The following is an 18,188-nucleotide window of genomic DNA, read 5'->3' on the forward strand; positions in this document are numbered from 1 at the left end:
GTATGGGTCTTCTTTTTTATGAATCAATGAGCCCTAAATGGGTCAGTGCATGCAAAATGCCGTCCTCGTCAACTGGCTTTGTGATAAAATCAGCAAGTGTTTTCAGTTCGCTGACCGCATTACCCATTGCGACTCCTGTTCCAACAAACTCAATCATTTCTCTGTCGTTTAACCCATCTCCAAATGCAACCGTATCTTTTATGTCATAAGGAAGCCTTTCAATCACTCTTTTTATTCCTTCTGCTTTTGAGCCGCCTTTTGGCAAAACATCTGTTGATAGCTCGTGCCATCTCACAAGATCAATTTCTTCGCGGAATTTCTCATACTCCCTCTCTTCTTCAGCTTTACAGAAAAGAAGCATTTGGTAAATTTCATTTTCTTTATAGAAAGACAAATCATGCTCTGGATGCTCTGTTTTCAGTGTTCCAATGCCTTCATGGATAAACGGATGATTCGGCACAGAAGCCTTCATCGTTTCCTCCCCCATAAAAACAAGTGGGTGGCCATGCTGATCGGCCGTTTCGTAAATTTGCTCCATCAGGTCCTGTTTGAGCGGATTTCGGTAAATCACTTTCCCTTCATACATGACATATTGACCGTTATAAGCAACAAATGAGTCGAGCGCTAATTCCTCTAAAATCGGTTTTATAAGAAAAGGCGAACGGCCGGATGCAATGAATAAATGGTGTCCTTTTTCTTTTAATAAACCAACGGCTTGCTTCGTTGATTCAGGTATTTGTTTATCATGATCGTACAACGTACCATCAATATCAAAGAAGATCACTTTTTTATTCATATCTCTTCTCCTGTCCCTTGTTTGTGATATATTCTCTCCTCTTCATCATACAGAAAGATATCCGCTGAGCAAACCACTTCCTCTTCAATCGCCTATTTCCCACATATAACCATGTAACATTCAATGGAAACATCATATAATACAAGTATAAAGAGAGATCGGAAAAGTTTGTCTGCCATGATGATAAATCGAAAGGAGGCGATCTACGATGCTTCGTCGTCTGCGCAAGAAAATACGAAGACAATGGAAGGACATGCTTCGTAAAAAATCAATTGCTTAAAAGGGATCTTCCGCTCATTTGCTGAAGGTCCTTTTTTCTCAGATACTTTCCTTATGCGCATTTTTTTAATATAATAGAATAAGCGAGTGTAACATACGGTATTTAAGGAGAGATTTGGATGATATATAAGGTATTTTTTCAGGCAAGTACGACTGAGGTACCTGTAAGAGAACACACAGATTCACTATACGTTGAAGCGGTTTCTGAAAGAGACGTACGCAATAAGTTAAAAAAACATAACTACAATATTGAATTCATTCAGCCTGTAGAGGGTGCTTTTTTAGACTATGAACGAGAAAGTGAAAATTTTAAAGTATTGGAGCTATGAGAGGAATGAAATTTGTAAAAAACGATCAGGCGGCAGTTTTTGCGCTCGGCGGTTTAGGCGAGATCGGTAAAAACACGTATGGCGTTCAATTCCAAGATGAAATCATTTTAATTGATGCAGGTATTAAATTCCCTGAAGATGAACTGCTTGGAATTGATTACGTCATCCCTGACTACACGTATTTAGTTAAAAACGAAGATAAGATCAAAGGTCTTTTTATTACACATGGCCATGAAGACCACATTGGTGGTATTCCTTACCTTCTCAAACAAGTGAATATTCCAGTTTACGGAGGCAAACTCGCAATCGGCCTTCTTCGTAACAAATTGGAAGAACATGGTCTACTAAGACAAACAAAACTTCACATTTTTGAAGAAGAGGATATCATTAAATTCAGAAAAACATCTGTTTCTTTCTTTAGAACGACTCACAGTATTCCAGATTCCTATGGAATTGTAGTCAAGACACCTCCTGGAAACATCGTACATACAGGTGATTTCAAGTTTGACTTTACCCCTGTCGGTGAACCTGCTAATTTGACAAAAATGGCTGAAATCGGGAAAGAAGGCGTACTTTGTCTTCTATCTGACAGTACAAACAGTGAAATCCCAGAATTTACGATGTCTGAAAGACGCGTAGGTGAAAGTATTGATGATATCTTCAGAAAAGTAGATGGGCGTATCATATTTGCTACATTTGCCTCAAACATTCACAGACTGCAGCAGATGATCGAATCTGCTGTCGCAAATGGTCGAAAAGTAGCTGTGTTTGGTCGTAGCATGGAGTCTGCAATTGATATTGGACAAGACCTTGGCTATATCAAATGTCCAAAAAATACGTTCATTGAACATAATGAAATCAACCGGCTTCCAGCAAACAAAGTAACCATTCTTTGTACCGGAAGCCAAGGTGAACCGATGGCAGCTCTTTCTAGAATTGCAAACGGTACGCACCGCCAAATTTCCATTAATCCTGGAGACACAGTTGTTTTCTCGTCTTCACCAATTCCAGGTAACAATATTAGCGTAAGCCGTATAATTAACCAGCTTTATCGAGCTGGAGCTGAGGTTATTCATGGCTCACTGAATAATATTCATACATCTGGTCATGGCGGACAAGAAGAACAAAAACTGATGCTCCGTTTAATTAAACCAAAATTCTTCATGCCGATTCACGGAGAATATCGGATGCAAAAAACGCATATTAAACTTGCGAATGATTGCGGAATTCCAGAAGAAAACTGCTTTATCATGGATAATGGTGAAGTCCTTGCACTAAAAGGAGACGAAGCCAGTATCGCTGGCAAAATTCCATCAGGCAACGTGTATATCGACGGAAGCGGGATTGGTGACATCGGAAATATCGTGTTAAGAGACCGCCGTATCCTTTCTGAAGAAGGTCTTGTTATTGTTGTGGTGAGCATGGACATGAAAGAATTCAAAATCTCTGCTGGACCTGATCTAATTTCAAGAGGCTTTGTATACATGAGAGAATCTGGTGATTTAATTAATGATGCACAGGATTTGATTTCAAAGCATCTTGAAAAAGTGATGGAACGCAAGACGACGCAATGGTCAGAAATTAAGAACGAAATTACTGACACGCTTGCACCATTCCTTTACGAAAAAACAAGACGACGCCCAATGATCTTGCCGATTATTATGGAAGTTTAATGACAAAGGGCTAAAGATAAAAACCAACTAAGCCCTTTGTCATCTTCTCAGCGTGAATGGAAAACCCTTGAAGTCTAGGAAGACCCGAGTACTGGAGCGAATGAAACATTCATGAGCACCAGCACGCAGATCTGAAAACGAATGCGAGGGTTTGTCTATACGCTGAAAGAGACACGCCCAACAGGCTGTGTCTCTTTTTTTATAACTCACAAAAAGCCGCATGTTTACCTGACATACATGCGGCTACTTTATTACGATTGAATGGGTAAATGCTGAAAGCTTCTAACATCAAATAGTCCCTTTGTTGTCATTTTCACATCAGGAATCACTGGAAGAGCCAAAAAGGATAACGTCAGAAATGGGTTAAAATCTAAGGCAAAGCCTGTCTCTTTTAATGCTTCATGAAGTGCATGAAGGCTTTCCTTCACAGATTGAGCCGATTGATCTGATAATAATCCAGAGATCGGCAAAGGAAGTGTATGAAGAGACTGTCCATCCCTTACAACGGTTAAGCCGCCGCCTGCTTCTTTTAATGTCTCAATTGCTTTAATGATATCATCGTCATTTGTGCCAACTGCAATTAAATGATGTGAGTCATGCGCAACAGTAGTTGCAATGGCACCCTTTTCTAAGCCAAAACCACTGACAATCCCTACTCCAATTTCAGATAGACCTTGATGACGTTCTACAAGAACAATTTTCAATAAATCTCTTTCTATATCACTTGTGAATTGCCCATCCATCCCTAAAGGAAGGATCTGTTCTAATTTCGTTTCAAGCTGATTAGGTATGATGCGAATGACATTCATCTCTTTATTTGCAGTGATAGGTAGTGCGATATCTTGCTCGTTTACTTTCACCACATGAACAGATTGTAGTAACGCAGGGTTTGGTGTAATCTTTTCCACACTTGGCAAGTAATCTCCATCCTGAGAGACCAATTGCCCCGCAATAAACACGTTCGTGATCTGCACTTGATGAAGGTCAGAGATAAGTATAAAATCGGCATCATAGCCTGGTGCAATCGCTCCTTTTGAATTGAGACCAAAGCACTCAGCTGCATTTAAACTACCCATTTGATAAGCTAAGAATGGATCTAATCCTTCTTGTATTGACATACGTACCTGTTCATCAATACTTCCTTGGGCAATTAAATCATCTAAATGTTTATCGTCTGTACAAAAGAAGAAACGTCTCGCATTCTTCTCATTCACGGCTGGTAAGACTCGTTTGACGTTTTTGGCAACGGACCCTTCTCTCAGCATGACGTACATGCCCCTCTTTACTCGCTCAAGGGCCTCTTGAACGGTTGTTACCTCATGATCTGTTTGGACATTTGCCGTCCGATATACGTTAATCAATCGGTCTGTTAAGCCTGCTAGATGTCCATCAATGATTTTGTCATGACTTTGCGCATCCAACAGTTTTTGAAGCATATCTTCTTCGGCCTGTTCTACAGCCACATAGTCCATCACCTCAGCAAGACCAAGAATTTCATCTTCTTGATAAAGAGGTTTTAAATCCTTCGCTTTAAGTGTAGCTCCAGATTGTTCAAAACCGACTGCCGGCACACAGGATGGCAGCATGAAATATATATTTAAGACAGCTTTTCTCGCTTCTTCCAGCATAAAACGAATACCTGTAATACCTGATACATTGGCAATTTCATGTGGGTCTGTCACAACGCTTGTTACACCGTGAGGAACCACAGCCTTGGAGAATTCAGCAGGGGTGACCATTGAGGATTCAATATGCACATGACCATCAATAAAACCAGGTACAAGCATTTGACCAGTTGCATCAATCTCCTGAATCCCCTCGTACATTCCAATACCTACGATTTTTCCATTTTCAACAGCGACATCAGCGTCTATCCACTCTTGGTTAAACACATCCATCACTTTTGCATGTTTAATTACTAGGGCTGCCTTTTTTCTCTTTGCAGCCACCTCAATTTGATGTCTGAAAAGCTCCTTATCCAACGACAACTGCCTCCTCCAAGTCAACATATAATGTTTCTTATCCTAAACGAATCTGTCTATCCAGTCAATGATATTTAGAGAAAACACATCATATAAAATGGCTGATTTTTATTTCTGAATCATGATAATTGAATGAAAAATCAACATCATGACTTTTGCTGTTTCACTCTTTTTTTCAAAAAGACATAAGGTCATTTTCTTCTCTTGATTACTTCATTGTCCACTTGTTATGCACACATCCATGTAAAAAACACTCCACGCCGGAGTGTTTAATATTCGTTCTGCATTTCTCGTTTTTCAAAACGTCCGATATCTGCAACAGCACCAATGACGATAAGGATATCTTCTTTTTGAATCATTTCGTCAGCTAGTGGCGAGACGATGACTTCTTTTCCGCGTTTAATCGCCACAATGTTTATGCCGTATCGCGCTCTAATATCTAGATCTAACAAAGAGTGTCCAGCTAGGCGACTATTGGCGACAATTTCAATGAGACTATACTCATCTGATAGCTCTAGATAATCTAACACGTTGTTGGAAATGATTTTGTGTGCAATCCGTCTTCCCATATCTCGTTCAGGATGAACAATGCGATCTGCCCCTATTTTGGTCAGTACCTTTTCATGGTAATCGTTTTGGGCTTTCACTGTGACCATTTTCACGCCAAGCTCTTTTAGCATTATCGTTGTTAAGATGCTCGCCTGAATGTTCTCACCAATGGCAACGATGACATGATCAAAATTGCGAATGCCTAGATTTTTTAAAACAGATTCATCTGTTGAATCACCGATCACAGCATGAGAAGCAATTTTCGCATATTCATTTACACGATCCTCATTCATGTCCATAGCCATTACTTCAAGACCTTCCTCACTTAACGCCTTGCAAATACTCCCACCAAAGCGACCAAGACCAATGACTGCATATTCCTTTTTCATGTTAAGACCCCTTTTATATCACTTACCATGCATTTTACTACGGTTTGATTAATGAATCCATATGAGAACGAATTTTTTTACGGAACGATTCACTTAAATAAAGATCTGCTCCTTTTTCTATTTCACTGCGATAATGAGGGGGCGGGGCCACTTCTTCACGCTTTTGCAAAACGAGGAAGGTTACACAATCCTGATATACTTCATTTCCTATTTTCACATCGACAAAAGACGGGCGATATGTGCCTTCAAATACGCCCTCTCTTTTATACAAATAACGGATGGCATCAAAAGGCACCTCATATAGGACTCCTTCTGTTGCCCCGCCATCCTCTACCAAATCCGCTCTAGATCCATCGGGGCGAGTCAATGTAAATCTTGTCGTAAATTGATCAAGTGTTCCGCCGCCGATAATCTGCTGGAAGTAATGATCAACCTTTGCTAATTTAAATCTTGCATCATCCATGCATGAACCGTAAGCAAAGTAATAGAAGGATTCTGGCTTACGCTGCCACAGCATGTATTCCTTCCAGTTGCCGCTTTCAATCCATGTCAAGCCTTCTGCTTTCTGTTTATGCACTGTATAAACTAGTGCTTTGGTTTTCCCTTGATCAGTCATGACAGCCATTTCCTGCTTTTCATACCCTTCCTCTAGCTCGTCTATCTTATTCAAAGTCTCAGAGGACACCTCATACAATTCCCCATACACTGTTCCATTTTCCATTAGCACACATGCAGGGTATCCAGCATCTGTATCGTATAACTTTCCCTTTATCCAGGCTGCTTTGGCTATTTGTTTGGCATCTCCTATACATTCATCATGGTGTACTTCGTGTTTTAAAAGCGCCCCATATACAAATAATGTCATGTTCGTCATCACATATACCATCCTCTCATCCTGCTACGTACTCTTTTGGCAGACAGGCAAATAAATATGGAAGGCTGTTCCTTTTCCTGGCTCACTGGATACGTCCATTCTTCCATGGTGATCTTTTAAAATTGTAGCACATATGGTAAGACCTAGCCCTGTACCCTCTTTTTTAGTAGAGAAGAATGGGTCATATATCTTTTGAATATCCTTTTCAGACATCCCTTTTCCTTCATCTTGAATAGTGATCTTCCATTCATTCATTACTTTCTCTGTCGATATGTATATGCTTCCGCCTTCAGGCATTGCTTCAATGGCATTTTTTATTAAATTAATAAAGAGCTGCTTCATTTGATTGGCATCAGCTAAAATTAACCCAGCATCCTGCTTTTTAAATGGCTGCTTAATATCGATATTAGATAGCACTGCATTTGTATTTAATAAAGTGATGACCTGTTCTAATAGTTGATGAAGCTGTACTTCTTGAAAGTTGACAGACTGAGGCTTTGCTAACATAAGCAACTCACTTAAGACAAAATCAATCCGTTTAATTTCCGAGAAAATGATGTCAAAATAATCAGTTCGTTCTGGATATTGAGTTTTCATGAGCTGTAAGAACCCATTTACAGATGTCAGTGGATTTCTGACTTCATGGGCGATTCCAGCTGCAATTTGACCTGCAACTGCCAGCTTTTGAGCCTGCATTTGTAATTGCTGATTGGACCTCTCAAGCTCAAGCTTTGCTTGTTTTTGTTTTGTAATGTCAGCGATTGTCCCGATTCCCCCAGTAAACTGATGATGCTTATCAAAATAGAGCTTATAATGAACATCTCCCCATACCTTCTTCCCATCTTTATGAAGAAGCTGCAACTCTACACGCCCCTCGTCTTTATGCTCCTTTAAAACAGATAACAAATGTTGAACGACACGCTCTTCTTGGTCAAAGTACTGATTGTACATAGTTCCAAGACATTCATCTATTTCATAACCAGTCATTTGTTTCCATGCTTGGTTTAAGAAAATAATTTGACCTTTTTCATTTGTTTCAAAGACGATTTCTTGCAAGTTATCTGTAATTCGATTTAGCCGCTCCATGAGTTCATGTGCTTCTTTTTCTCTTTGATTCAAATCTGACACGAGTAAATTTAACCGATCAATATAGCCTGATACACCCCATATTCCAACTAACACTACGACAGTAAACGCTAGATCGAGCGGCCAGTTAATTTTATAGCCGCCTAGATAATAAAAGAAATCCCAGCTCAAAATGATTATGAATGCAAGAACAGATAACGCAATCCGCACTTGATATGTTTTGTTCAAATGATTCCACCTTCCGCCCTGAGATTCTTTGTCAATTGTACCATTTTCACATTATTTTTTGAGAAAGATGCAACATTTTTAAGGAACTTTTTTCATTTAATTTAACATGAATGCTTATATGTGACGCTATGACACAAAAAATAGCCTGTCTTCATCACAAAGGAAGAGACAAGGCTATTTTTCTTTTATTGTTTAAGTGCTTCCTGCAGCTCTTTCAGCAGTAGTTTTGCGCCTTCAGTGCTCAATGTAATTTGACCATTTCCATACTCATGATTCTCAGAAGTAATCTCACCAGTCATAAGACAAACGCCTTGTGGCTGATATTTTTTCAAGACGATTTTATCTTCATCTATAAAAAATTCCATACTGTCTTTAATCGCAATATCTAGTGCTCTTCTCAACTCGATTGGCATCACAATACGTCCTAGTTCATCTACTTTTCTTACGACTCCGATAGATTTCAATTTCGTTCCCTCTTTCTTTCATTAGCTCAAGATCAATCTGTTATTCACCAATTGATATATCGTAGACGTAAGAGAATCTAGAAAAGTTTCTCAGGTTAAAAAATTTTTTTCATAATAGAAAAAACAAAGGGAAAATTTATTGTGATTGTCAAAATGAGACTTGAATTTTACAGATTCATTTCAAGGTCATCACAAACCCCCACAAATCACAGCAACCATTTGAACTTTTAAATGTAAAATTGTTTAAAACAGCAAAAATAGAGATTGGGTGAAAACATGTTTCAAAATGCCGAAATTGGAATTGATTTAGGAACAGCTAACATATTGGTTTATAGTAAAAATAAGGGAATTATACTAAATGAACCGTCCGTTGTGGCAGTAGATACAGAAACAAAGACTGTTCTTGCAGTAGGATCAGAAGCAAAAGAGATGATTGGTAAAACTCCTGGGAAAATTGTGGCGATACGTCCCATGAAAGATGGTGTCATCGCCGATTATGATATGACAACAGATTTACTCAAACAGATTATGAAAAAAGCAGGAAAAAATATCGGATTTACCTTTAGAAAGCCGACTGTCGTTGTATGTACACCTTCTGGTTCAACAGCTGTCGAGCGCCGCGCTATTAGCGATGCTGTGAAAAATTGCGGTGCAAAACATGTGCATTTAATTGAAGAACCTGTCGCAGCTGCAATTGGAGCAGATTTACCGGTAGACGAGCCAGTAGCCAATGTGGTTGTAGACATCGGCGGAGGGACAACAGAGGTGGCGATTATTTCATTTGGCGGTGTTGTTTCTTGTCACTCTATTCGAATTGGCGGAGATCAGCTAGATGATGACATTATTACGTTTGTGAGAAAGAAATATAATCTGCTTATTGGAGAGCGTACAGCTGAGCAGGTGAAAATGGAGATCGGTTATGCACTGATTGATCACGAGCCTGAATCTTTGGAGGTGCGTGGACGCGATCTCGTTACAGGGCTCCCAAAAACCATTATGCTTGAATCTCATGAAATTCAAGGCGCTATGCGGGAATCTCTTCTTCATATTTTAGAAGCCATTCGTGCCACTTTAGAAGACAGTCCGCCAGAGCTTAGTGGTGATATTGTAGACCGCGGCGTGATTTTAACAGGGGGTGGCGCTCTCTTAAATGGCATTCAAGAATGGCTCTCTCAAGAAATTGTTGTCCCTGTTCATATTGCAGCAAATCCGCTTGAATGCGTAGCCATTGGAACAGGTCGTTCTTTAGAAGTTATCGACAAATTGCAAAAAACGTTAAAATAATCCTTGTTCTGCTTCTTTTTTTATCGTTTCGATCATATCGTGAGGAATGGATAAACTTGAAGGAGGAAGAACATGTTACTTGATTTAGGTAAACGGGTCGTTGTCACAGTGATTTTAACTGGTATTATATTAGGGGGAATGAGTCTGTCTTTTTCACATATGCCGCCCTCCAACGCACAGCCTGTAAAACAACTGAACCGCTAAAAAGGCCGCACAAAAGCGGCTTTTTTATTTTGCAAGTAGCGGCACCCCATTTTCCTTTTCTGTCACAAATCTGATATGATAAACATGACCAAAGGAGGGTTTTTTATGAGTTCATTCGAGAAACAACTAGATCAATATGCCAAGCTCATTGTTGAAGTAGGTGTGAACGTTCAAAAAGGACAAGAAGTGATGGTGTCCGCTTTTACTGAGTCTGTTGACCTCGTTCGGCTTGTCGCAAAGCATGCCTATGAACGAGGTGCGAAAAACGTACATATTCGCTGGAGTGACAGTGTCCTTACTCGCTTAAAATATGAACATGCACCAGACGAAGTCTTCGAGAATTTCCCAGAATGGGAAGCACAATCTATGGAAACCATCGCAAAGCGCGGTGGAGCTTTTATCACCATCTTGTCCGAAAGCCCTGACCTTCTTCGAGGCATCGATTCGAAAAAAATCGCCTCACAGCAAAAAGCAGCTGGGGCGGCGCTTCATACATATCGTCAGTACGTTCAATCTGATAAAGTCGCTTGGACTGTCGTAGGCGCAGCATCGAAAGATTGGGCAAAAAAAATCTTCCCTGAACATTCTAATGAAAAGGCTGTTGCTTTACTATGGGATCAAATTTTTAAAGTCGCACGTGCTGATCAAGAAAACCCTGTTGATGCATGGAAAAAACATGAAAAAGCACTAAACGAAAAAGTAAAAATCTTAAACGAAAGACATTACCACAAGCTTCACTATGAAGCACCAGGGACAGATTTAACAATCGAGCTTCCTGATCAACATATTTGGGTAGGAGCTGGCAGTGTGAGCGAACAAGGCGTTTCCTTCATAGCAAATATGCCGACTGAAGAAGTCTTTACTGTACCTAAAAAAGATGGTGTGAATGGAACTGTATCAAGTACAAAACCGCTAAGTTATGCTGGGAACATCATTGATGAATTTACATTAACCTTTGAAAATGGCCGTATTATCGATATAAAAGCAAAAGAAGGAGAAGACATTTTAAGATCACTTGTAGAAACAGATGAAGGCTCACACTATTTAGGCGAGGTTGCACTCGTACCAGATGATTCACCGATCTCAAACTCAAACATTCTGTATTACAATACACTCTATGATGAAAATGCATCGAACCACCTTGCAATCGGCAATGGTTATGCATTTAATATCGAAGGTGGAAAAGAGATGCAAAGAGATGAATTAGAAGAAGCTGGTGTGAACAACAGCATCACTCACGTTGATTTCATGATCGGTTCAAAAGAAATGAATATTGATGGAATCACAAAGGACGGCAGTCGTGAACCAATCTTCCGCCAAGGAAACTGGGCATTTTAAAATAAAAAAGACATCCACACCTATCATGTGGATGTCTTTTGTTCATTAAGCATACAGTTCATTTAGTCTTTTTTGAATGTCTTGATCTGCTAAAAACTCATCATATGATGTTTGTTTATCGACAATGCCTTTTGGTGTTACTTCGATAATACGGTTAGCTATAGTCTCAACAAACTGGTGGTCATGACTTGAGAAGAGCATAGCGCCTTTAAAATTCATTAAGCCGTTATTCAGCGCTGTAATCGATTCAAGATCTAAGTGATTCGTCGGCTCATCTAGCAGCAAAATATTCGCCCCAGAAAGCATCATTTTCGATAACATACAACGAACCTTTTCTCCTCCTGAAAGGACGCTTGCCTTTTTCTTTACTTCTTCCCCAGAGAAGAGCATACGTCCTAAGAAGCCACGTAAAAAGCTTTCACTTTGATCGTTTGGAGAATATTGACGAAGCCAATCAACAAGATTCAGATCGCTTCCCTCAAAGTATTCACTATTATCTTTCGGGAAAAAGGCTTGAGAAGTCGTCACGCCCCATTTAAATGTTCCGCTGTCCGGTTCCATTTCACCAGCAAGGATTTTAAACAAAGTGGAAACAGCAAGCTCATTACGGCTTAAGAAAGCAATTTTGTCTTCTCGATTCATAATAAAGCTGACATGATCAAATACCTTAACCCCGTCAATCGTTTTCGATAGACCTTCCACCTTTAATACATCATTTCCAATTTCACGCTCAGGTGCAAAATGAATATACGGGTATTTACGTGAAGATGGCTTAATGTCATCTAAAGAAATTTTATCAAGCAATTTCTTTCTTGAAGTCGCTTGCTTCGACTTGGATGCATTTGCACTGAATCGTGCAACGAATTCTTGCAGTTGCTTAATTTGTTCTTCTTTTTTCTTATTCGCCTCTTGGCTAAGTTTCAGTGCTAGCTGGCTAGACTCATACCAAAAATCATAGTTTCCAACATAAACTTGAATTTTCCCAAAATCAAGATCTGCAATATGAGTGCACACTTTGTTTAAGAAGTGACGATCATGCGAAACAACGATGACTGTATTTTCAAAGTTAATTAAGAATTCCTCAAGCCACTGAATTGCTTGCAGGTCCAAGTGGTTCGTCGGCTCATCTAGAAGAAGAACATCTGGCTTACCAAATAAAGCTTGGGCTAAAAGTACTTTTACCTTTTCAGACCCGCCAAGCTCAGACATTTTCTTTGATTGAAGACTCTCTGGAATACCAAGACCTTTCAGTAAAATAGCAGCTTCACTTTCTGCTTCCCAGCCGTTCAATTCGGCAAATTCACCTTCAAGTTCCGCTGCACGGATACCATCTTCATCTGAGAAGTCAGGCTTCATATAGATCGCGTCTTTTTCTTGCATGACATCATATAAACGTTTATGACCCATAATGACGACCTTTAACACTTCAAACTCTTCATATTCGAAGTGGTTCTGTTTTAAAATCGCTAAACGTTCTCCTGGGTTCATATGAACATCACCAGTTTGAGGTTCAATTTCTCCGGATAAAATCTTTAGGAACGTTGATTTACCAGCTCCATTGGCTCCAATTAGTCCGTAACAGTTGCCAGGAGTGAATTTAATATTTACGTCTTCAAATAGTTTACGATCAGCAAACCGCAAACTAACATTATTCACTGCAATCATTTATTAGTCCTCCATCACTCATTCATCATTATGAAGTATAACATGAATAACGATTGATAGAAACGCCTCTCTCTAAGAACAAAGGTTTTTGTCAATTATGGTATAATCAAATGGAATGATTTATTGAAGGGGTTCGTACGATTTGAGATTACTTACACTGATGGAATACTGTCTATTGATTTTCTTTATGGGCATTTATTTATCTGCGACAGGCTTTACTGCAAAGGACTTTGGTCTTTATATTGGACTTGTACTCATCTACACACTAGTGCATCTCTTTTCTAAACGCTTTTTACAAAAACGAGGAAAAGAAAGCCAAAAAATCGGTTTATTCCGATCGGTCTTGACCATTACCGGGTCCGTGTTTGCTTCTGTTTTGGCCATTGTGATCATTGCAACTATGCTCTGAACAAATGAAAAATGACCCTTCAAAAAAGGGTCGTACGTTCAAGCACCTTTCTCGCATTTACTAGCAAGAGGGGTGTATTTATTTTGTTTGTCGAATGTCGCCAAATGGGAAGAAAACAAATTCTGATGTACCGACAATCCGATCCTTTTCAATAAGACCTAATCCATTTCGACTATCCATGGAATTGAGTCTGTTGTCACCCATCACAAAGTAATCGTTTTTCGGTACTTTAACTGGACCAAAATCGCCTGTCAAATGTACCTCATACTCTTTCGCATGTGCCTTGTTTTCTTTTAAATAAGGCTCATCTACTTTTTTTCCATTAATGTAAAGGGTGTCATCCTTCATTTCAATCGTGTCTCCCGGAAGACCAATCAATCGTTTGACATAATGAATTTTTTGACCATCTTTTCCATTAATAATAACGATATCCCCTCTTTTAAGACCACCGAGATAATTAATGGTTTTGTTCACAAACAGCTTTTCACCATCATGAAGAGTTGGTTCCATTGATTCACCTTCCACCACGTACGGCTCAAAAATAAACGTACGGATGAGCAAAACAAGAGCAAGAGCAATTAAAATGGCTTTAATCCATTCAAATAGTGAACTTTTCTTCTCTGTTTTGGTTTGCTTAACATCAGATTGAATTTCGTTTTGTTTGTTTTCTTCGTTCAAAATACTGCTTCCTCCTAAGACTTTCTGCTAAAAGACTTGAAAACCGTGGTTTCAATAACTTTACTTTATCACATGTCATTTAAAAATTCACAAGACAACCATTTAATTAGATATTATTTCCTAATTTGCGGGTTGTTAAACTAAAAGAAGCACCGCTCTTTGCGATGCTTCTTTTTAAATTATGCTTCTTGTTTGACTCGTTTTTTCAACATACCGAGTAATAGTGCTGTCACAATGGCACCAATTAAGATGCTGATGATATAAAGAATTGGATGGTTTGTCACCCAGATAACGAATAATCCTCCATGTGGTGCAGGAAGTGTTATTCTAAAGAATTCCGTTAATCCACCTGCTACCGCTGCTCCGATGACCGCTGAAGGAATAACGCGCAGAGGATCCGCCGCTGCAAATGGGATAGCTCCTTCAGTGATGAAAGCTGCTCCCATGAAGTAACATGTAATCCCTGCTTCACGATCACGTTTTGAAAACTTGTTTTTGAAAATTGTTGTAGCAAGTGCAATCCCTAGCGGCGGAACCATTCCCCCTGCCATAATGGCAGCGTGCGGTGCATAGTTGCCAGCAGCAATCATGGCAAGACCAAATGTGTAAGCTGCTTTGTTAATCGGACCACCCATATCGATTGCCATCATACCAGCTAAGATCATGCCCATTAATACAAGGTTTCCAGTTCCAAGTGATTCAAGCCAGTGCGTTAATCCGTCCATCACCATTTTGACAGGTGTATTTACGACGTAATGCATGATAATGCCTGTAAAGAAAATACCGAATAACGGATACAATAGAACCGGTTTAATACCATCTAGTGATTGCGGAACAAACGTAAATACTTTTTTCAGTAGCACTACAATGTATCCTGCAAGGAAACCAGCAATCAAACCACCTAAGAATCCTGCACCTGCAGTAGAGGCCATAAATCCTCCGACCATACCTGGTGCAAAACCTGGCCGATCTGCAATACTCATCGCAATAAATCCAGCTAAAACAGCAACGATTAAGGCAAGCGCATTATCTCCGCCAATTCCTTTTAATACAGCGGCAAATGAATTGTATGAAGGGTCATGTGGATTTGCAGAATTAATCCCCCAGAAAAATGAAATCGCAACTAAGATCCCGCCACCAACAACAAACGGAAGCATGTTGCTGACACCGCTCATTAAATGTTTATAAAATCCACTTCTTCCACTGCCTGAAGATTCATTTTGATCTTTTGCAGAACTGCCGCCAGATCCTTGATAAATCGGCGCATCTTGATTGATCGCTTTTTCAATCAATTCTTGCGGACGACGAATTCCCGCTGTAACAGGTACTTCAATGACATGTTTGCCTTTAAATCGTTCCATCTCGACCTGCTTGTCAGCTGCGACAATGATCGCTGGTGCTTCTTCAATTTCTTTTGCTGTGAGAGCGTGTTTAATACCACTAGAACCGTTTGTTTCAACTTTAATGTCTACGCCCATTTCTTTGGCTTTTTCTTTTAGCGCATCTGCTGCCATAAATGTATGAGCAATCCCTGTTGGACAAGCTGTAACAGCTAAAATTTTGCCAGGCTTTCCTTCTGTCGTTGATTCTTCTTTTACTTCCTCTTTTTCATCATCCTTATCATGCGTATTGATGATTTCAATGATTTCATCTTCCGATTTCGCTTCAAGAAGCTGTTTTCTAATTTCTTCGCGCATAAGCAGCGTAGATAAACGAGAAAGGGCTTCTAAATGCGTATTGTTTGCACCTTCAGTCGCTGCGATCATAAAAACGAGATGACTTGGTTGTCCGTCTAATGATTCATAGTCTACACCAACAATAGATCGACCAAATGCAATGGCAGGCTCTTTGACACTTGCTGTTTTTGCATGAGGAATCGCAATTCCTTCGCCAATACCAGTAGAGCTCTGTTTTTCTCGATTGATCACGGCTTCTTTGTAACCTTTTTTATCATTTAATTTGCCGGCTGTATCTAATACAGTAACCAGCTCATCAATAACATCTTCTTTTTGCTGACTATTTAAATCAAGCTTTATCGTGTGCTTCGTCAGTAGTTCTGTGATTTTCATGCTGACTCCTCCTTTAAATACGTGTGACTTTTACTTCAGGTAATAGTTTGTCGACAAGCTCTTTTGTACCAAGTTCCTCTGAGAATGCTGTAGCGCTTCCTGATGTCACACCAAGCTTAAATGAATCCTCGATAGAAAGACCTTTAGAAACGCCTGCTAAAAAACCTGCAACAACTGAATCACCTGCACCAACTGAATTGATGAGTTTTCCCTTTGGAACATTTGATTGATAAACCCCTTCTTTACTAAATAAAAGGGCTCCGTCTCCTGCCATGGATACAATGACATGCTCTGCACCTTGCTCTAACAGCTTTTGGCCATAAGGAATGGCTTCTTCAACTGATGAAATGCTAGTCTGGAACATTTCACCTAATTCGTGATGGTTTGGCTTCATCAAAAACGGCTTCAAATTCGCCGCCTTTTTTAAGGCTTCACCTGATATATCAAACACAACACGTCCTCCATTATGCTCGCAAACCTCCGCAATACGCTCATACGTGTTTTGAGGTAATGACGAAGGGATACTACCTGCTAAAACAACGATATCTCCTTCAGTCAAGGAGGTAAATTGGGCTAGAAACGACTCGAATTGCGCTTCTGTAATACTTGGACCCATACCGTTAATTTCTGTTTCTTCACCTGTTTTTAATTTCACATTAATTCGTGTATCTTCTGACACCTCTTGAAAGGCTGTTTGCAATTGTTCGTTTTGTAAAAAGTCTTGAATATATTTGCCTGTAAATCCGCCAATGAATCCAAGTACTTTTGATTCAACACCGTGACGTTTTAACAGCCTTGATACATTGATACCTTTACCGCCTGGGTATTTTTTGTCATAGGTTGAACGATTTAAACCGCCGACAGCAAAATCCTCAACGTGTACGATGTAATCAACAGAAGGGTTTAGGGTTACTGTATAAATCATGTTTTCACTACCTTTATGACCGTTTTTTCGTGGTAATTATCGAATGAATCCTCTTTAGTGTCGTTTGTGATAATGGTTGCTTCCTGTAAATTAGCAAAGGCTGAAAACGATATTTCGCCAAACTTTGAGGCATCTGATAAGATATAGGTTTTTTTCGCCTGCTTCATGGCTCTTTTTTTGATGAGCGCTTCCTCTGGATCAGGTGTTGTAAAACCTGCCTCGGGATGAATGCCGTTCGTCCCAACAAAACTTTTGTCAAAACGGTAATTTTCCATAGCCGTCAGAGCTGCGGCTCCCACCATGGCACCTGTTCGATGTTTCACTAATCCGCCTATCAGGTAAAAAGAAATCCCTTTTCTCATGAGTGCTTCAATGTGCATCACACCATTTGTCACTACGACAATATCTTGATCCTGATCTATATACTCAATCATTTGCTGTGTAGTCGTACCAGCATCTAAATAAATACAATCGCCCTGTTTTAAAAGAGTTGCGGCTTCTTGAGCAATGATTGACTTTTCATGAAGGTTTTTGGCTGATTTCTCAAAAACGTCAGGTTCAAGTCGAATGTTTGAAATTTTGGCTGCTCCTCCATGTACTCTTTTAAGAAAGCCTTTCTCTTCAAGGGCTGATAAGTCTCTTCTGATTGTGGACTCTGAGGCATCAGTCATACTTGTTAAGTCCTGTATTTTGATCACATCATTTTCTTCTAGGTAATCGATAATGAGTTGATGTCTTTCTGGAGTTAACATTGAAAACACCCCCTTTTGAAAACGTATTCATTTTGCGCGCACCTTTATTGTAATCGCTTTTTTCGACATTATCAATACAAAACAATCAAATACATTCAAAAACTATCAAAATCTTTCACAATGGTCATCTTACCTTTATATGTACCATTTGTAAACTGAAAAATATGTGACATTAAGATGAATATCATGATATTAGCATTTCTTTCATTTTTTAT

The 18,188-nt window shown here is 39.5% G+C and carries 17 protein-coding genes; 6 read left to right on the plus strand and 11 right to left on the minus strand.

All coding sequences use genetic code 11. The annotated features are described in order from the left end of the window. Positions 1-16 precede the first annotated feature (16 nt). Positions 17-796: a Cof-type HAD-IIB family hydrolase gene (locus ABVJ71_RS05120; protein WP_353855914.1), complete on the minus strand. Its 780-nt coding sequence runs from the start codon at positions 794-796 to the stop codon at positions 17-19. A 398-nt stretch (positions 797-1,194) separates the two neighbouring features. Here ABVJ71_RS05120 and ABVJ71_RS05125 point away from each other — a divergent pair, with 398 nt between their 5' ends. Together ABVJ71_RS05125 and rnjA are read left to right on the plus strand one after the other, a co-directional pair. After that, positions 1,195-1,404 carry a DNA-dependent RNA polymerase subunit epsilon gene (locus tag ABVJ71_RS05125; protein ID WP_353855915.1) on the plus strand — a complete coding sequence of 70 codons (210 nt, stop codon included), beginning with the start codon at positions 1,195-1,197 and terminating at the stop codon, positions 1,402-1,404. A 5-nt stretch (positions 1,405-1,409) separates the two neighbouring features. Continuing rightward, complete coding sequence (gene rnjA / locus ABVJ71_RS05130; RefSeq protein ID WP_353855916.1) at positions 1,410-3,077, plus strand: ribonuclease J1; 1,668 nt, start codon at positions 1,410-1,412, stop codon at positions 3,075-3,077. Positions 3,078-3,328: 251 nt separating this feature from the next. Here rnjA and ade read toward each other — a convergent pair whose 3' ends face one another. The 5 genes from ade to ABVJ71_RS05155 all read right to left on the minus strand — a co-directional run bounded on the left by ade (position 3,329) and on the right by ABVJ71_RS05155 (position 8,649). Further along, on the minus strand, positions 3,329-5,059 hold the full coding sequence (ade, locus tag ABVJ71_RS05135) for an adenine deaminase (protein ID WP_353855917.1): 1,731 nt from the start codon (positions 5,057-5,059) through the stop codon (positions 3,329-3,331). Between the two features lie 269 nt (positions 5,060-5,328). Continuing rightward, positions 5,329-5,997 (minus strand): TrkA family potassium uptake protein, encoded by a 669-nt coding sequence (locus ABVJ71_RS05140; protein WP_353855918.1) that lies wholly within the window; start codon positions 5,995-5,997, stop codon positions 5,329-5,331. 37 nt (positions 5,998-6,034) lie between these two features. Beyond that, entirely contained in the window at positions 6,035-6,871 is an 837-nt protein-coding gene (locus ABVJ71_RS05145) for a gamma-glutamylcyclotransferase (protein ID WP_353855919.1), read from the minus strand. Positions 6,872-6,895: 24 nt separating this feature from the next. Beyond that, complete coding sequence (locus ABVJ71_RS05150; protein ID WP_353855920.1) at positions 6,896-8,185, minus strand: ATP-binding protein; 1,290 nt, start codon at positions 8,183-8,185, stop codon at positions 6,896-6,898. A gap of 185 nt (positions 8,186-8,370) precedes the next feature. After that, positions 8,371-8,649, minus strand: a complete 279-nt coding sequence (locus ABVJ71_RS05155; protein ID WP_353855921.1) for an AbrB/MazE/SpoVT family DNA-binding domain-containing protein — start codon at positions 8,647-8,649, stop codon at positions 8,371-8,373. Between the two features lie 276 nt (positions 8,650-8,925). On the opposite strand from ABVJ71_RS05155, the gene mreBH reads away from it, so the two are divergent. From mreBH to ABVJ71_RS05170, 3 genes are all read left to right on the plus strand, one after another. Continuing rightward, entirely contained in the window at positions 8,926-9,933 is a 1,008-nt protein-coding gene (gene mreBH, locus ABVJ71_RS05160; RefSeq protein WP_353855922.1) for a rod-share determining protein MreBH, read from the plus strand. Between the two features lie 72 nt (positions 9,934-10,005). Beyond that, positions 10,006-10,137, plus strand: coding sequence for a protein YkpC (locus tag ABVJ71_RS05165; RefSeq protein WP_003210922.1), 132 nt, complete (start codon positions 10,006-10,008; stop codon positions 10,135-10,137). A 105-nt stretch (positions 10,138-10,242) separates the two neighbouring features. Further along, positions 10,243-11,475, plus strand: a complete 1,233-nt coding sequence (locus ABVJ71_RS05170) for an aminopeptidase (RefSeq protein ID WP_353855923.1) — start codon at positions 10,243-10,245, stop codon at positions 11,473-11,475. A 45-nt stretch (positions 11,476-11,520) separates the two neighbouring features. Here ABVJ71_RS05170 and ABVJ71_RS05175 read toward each other — a convergent pair whose 3' ends face one another. Beyond that, complete coding sequence (locus ABVJ71_RS05175) at positions 11,521-13,140, minus strand: ATP-binding cassette domain-containing protein (protein WP_353855924.1); 1,620 nt, start codon at positions 13,138-13,140, stop codon at positions 11,521-11,523. Between the two features lie 142 nt (positions 13,141-13,282). Between ABVJ71_RS05175 and ABVJ71_RS05180 the strand changes: the two genes are divergently transcribed. Then, positions 13,283-13,549: a hypothetical protein gene (locus tag ABVJ71_RS05180; RefSeq protein ID WP_353855925.1), complete on the plus strand. Its 267-nt coding sequence runs from the start codon at positions 13,283-13,285 to the stop codon at positions 13,547-13,549. Between the two features lie 78 nt (positions 13,550-13,627). Here the strand turns inward: ABVJ71_RS05180 and lepB are convergent, their stop codons facing one another. From lepB to ABVJ71_RS05200, 4 genes are all read right to left on the minus strand, one after another. After that, entirely contained in the window at positions 13,628-14,227 is a 600-nt protein-coding gene (lepB, locus tag ABVJ71_RS05185; protein WP_353855926.1) for a signal peptidase I, read from the minus strand. 179 nt (positions 14,228-14,406) lie between these two features. Further along, on the minus strand, positions 14,407-16,296 hold the full coding sequence (locus ABVJ71_RS05190; RefSeq protein WP_353855927.1) for a fructose-specific PTS transporter subunit EIIC: 1,890 nt from the start codon (positions 16,294-16,296) through the stop codon (positions 14,407-14,409). Positions 16,297-16,309: 13 nt separating this feature from the next. Beyond that, on the minus strand, positions 16,310-17,221 hold the full coding sequence (pfkB, locus tag ABVJ71_RS05195; RefSeq protein ID WP_353855928.1) for a 1-phosphofructokinase: 912 nt from the start codon (positions 17,219-17,221) through the stop codon (positions 16,310-16,312). Further along, positions 17,218-17,973, minus strand: a complete 756-nt coding sequence (locus ABVJ71_RS05200) for a DeoR/GlpR family DNA-binding transcription regulator (RefSeq protein ID WP_353855929.1) — start codon at positions 17,971-17,973, stop codon at positions 17,218-17,220. Before ABVJ71_RS05200 ends, pfkB begins: the two co-directional genes overlap by 4 nt. Positions 17,974-18,188: the final 215 nt, after the last annotated feature.

Source organism: Bacillus sp. Bos-x628 (genome assembly GCF_040500475.1).
Lineage (GTDB): Bacteria > Bacillota > Bacilli > Bacillales > Bacillaceae > Bacillus > Bacillus maqinnsis.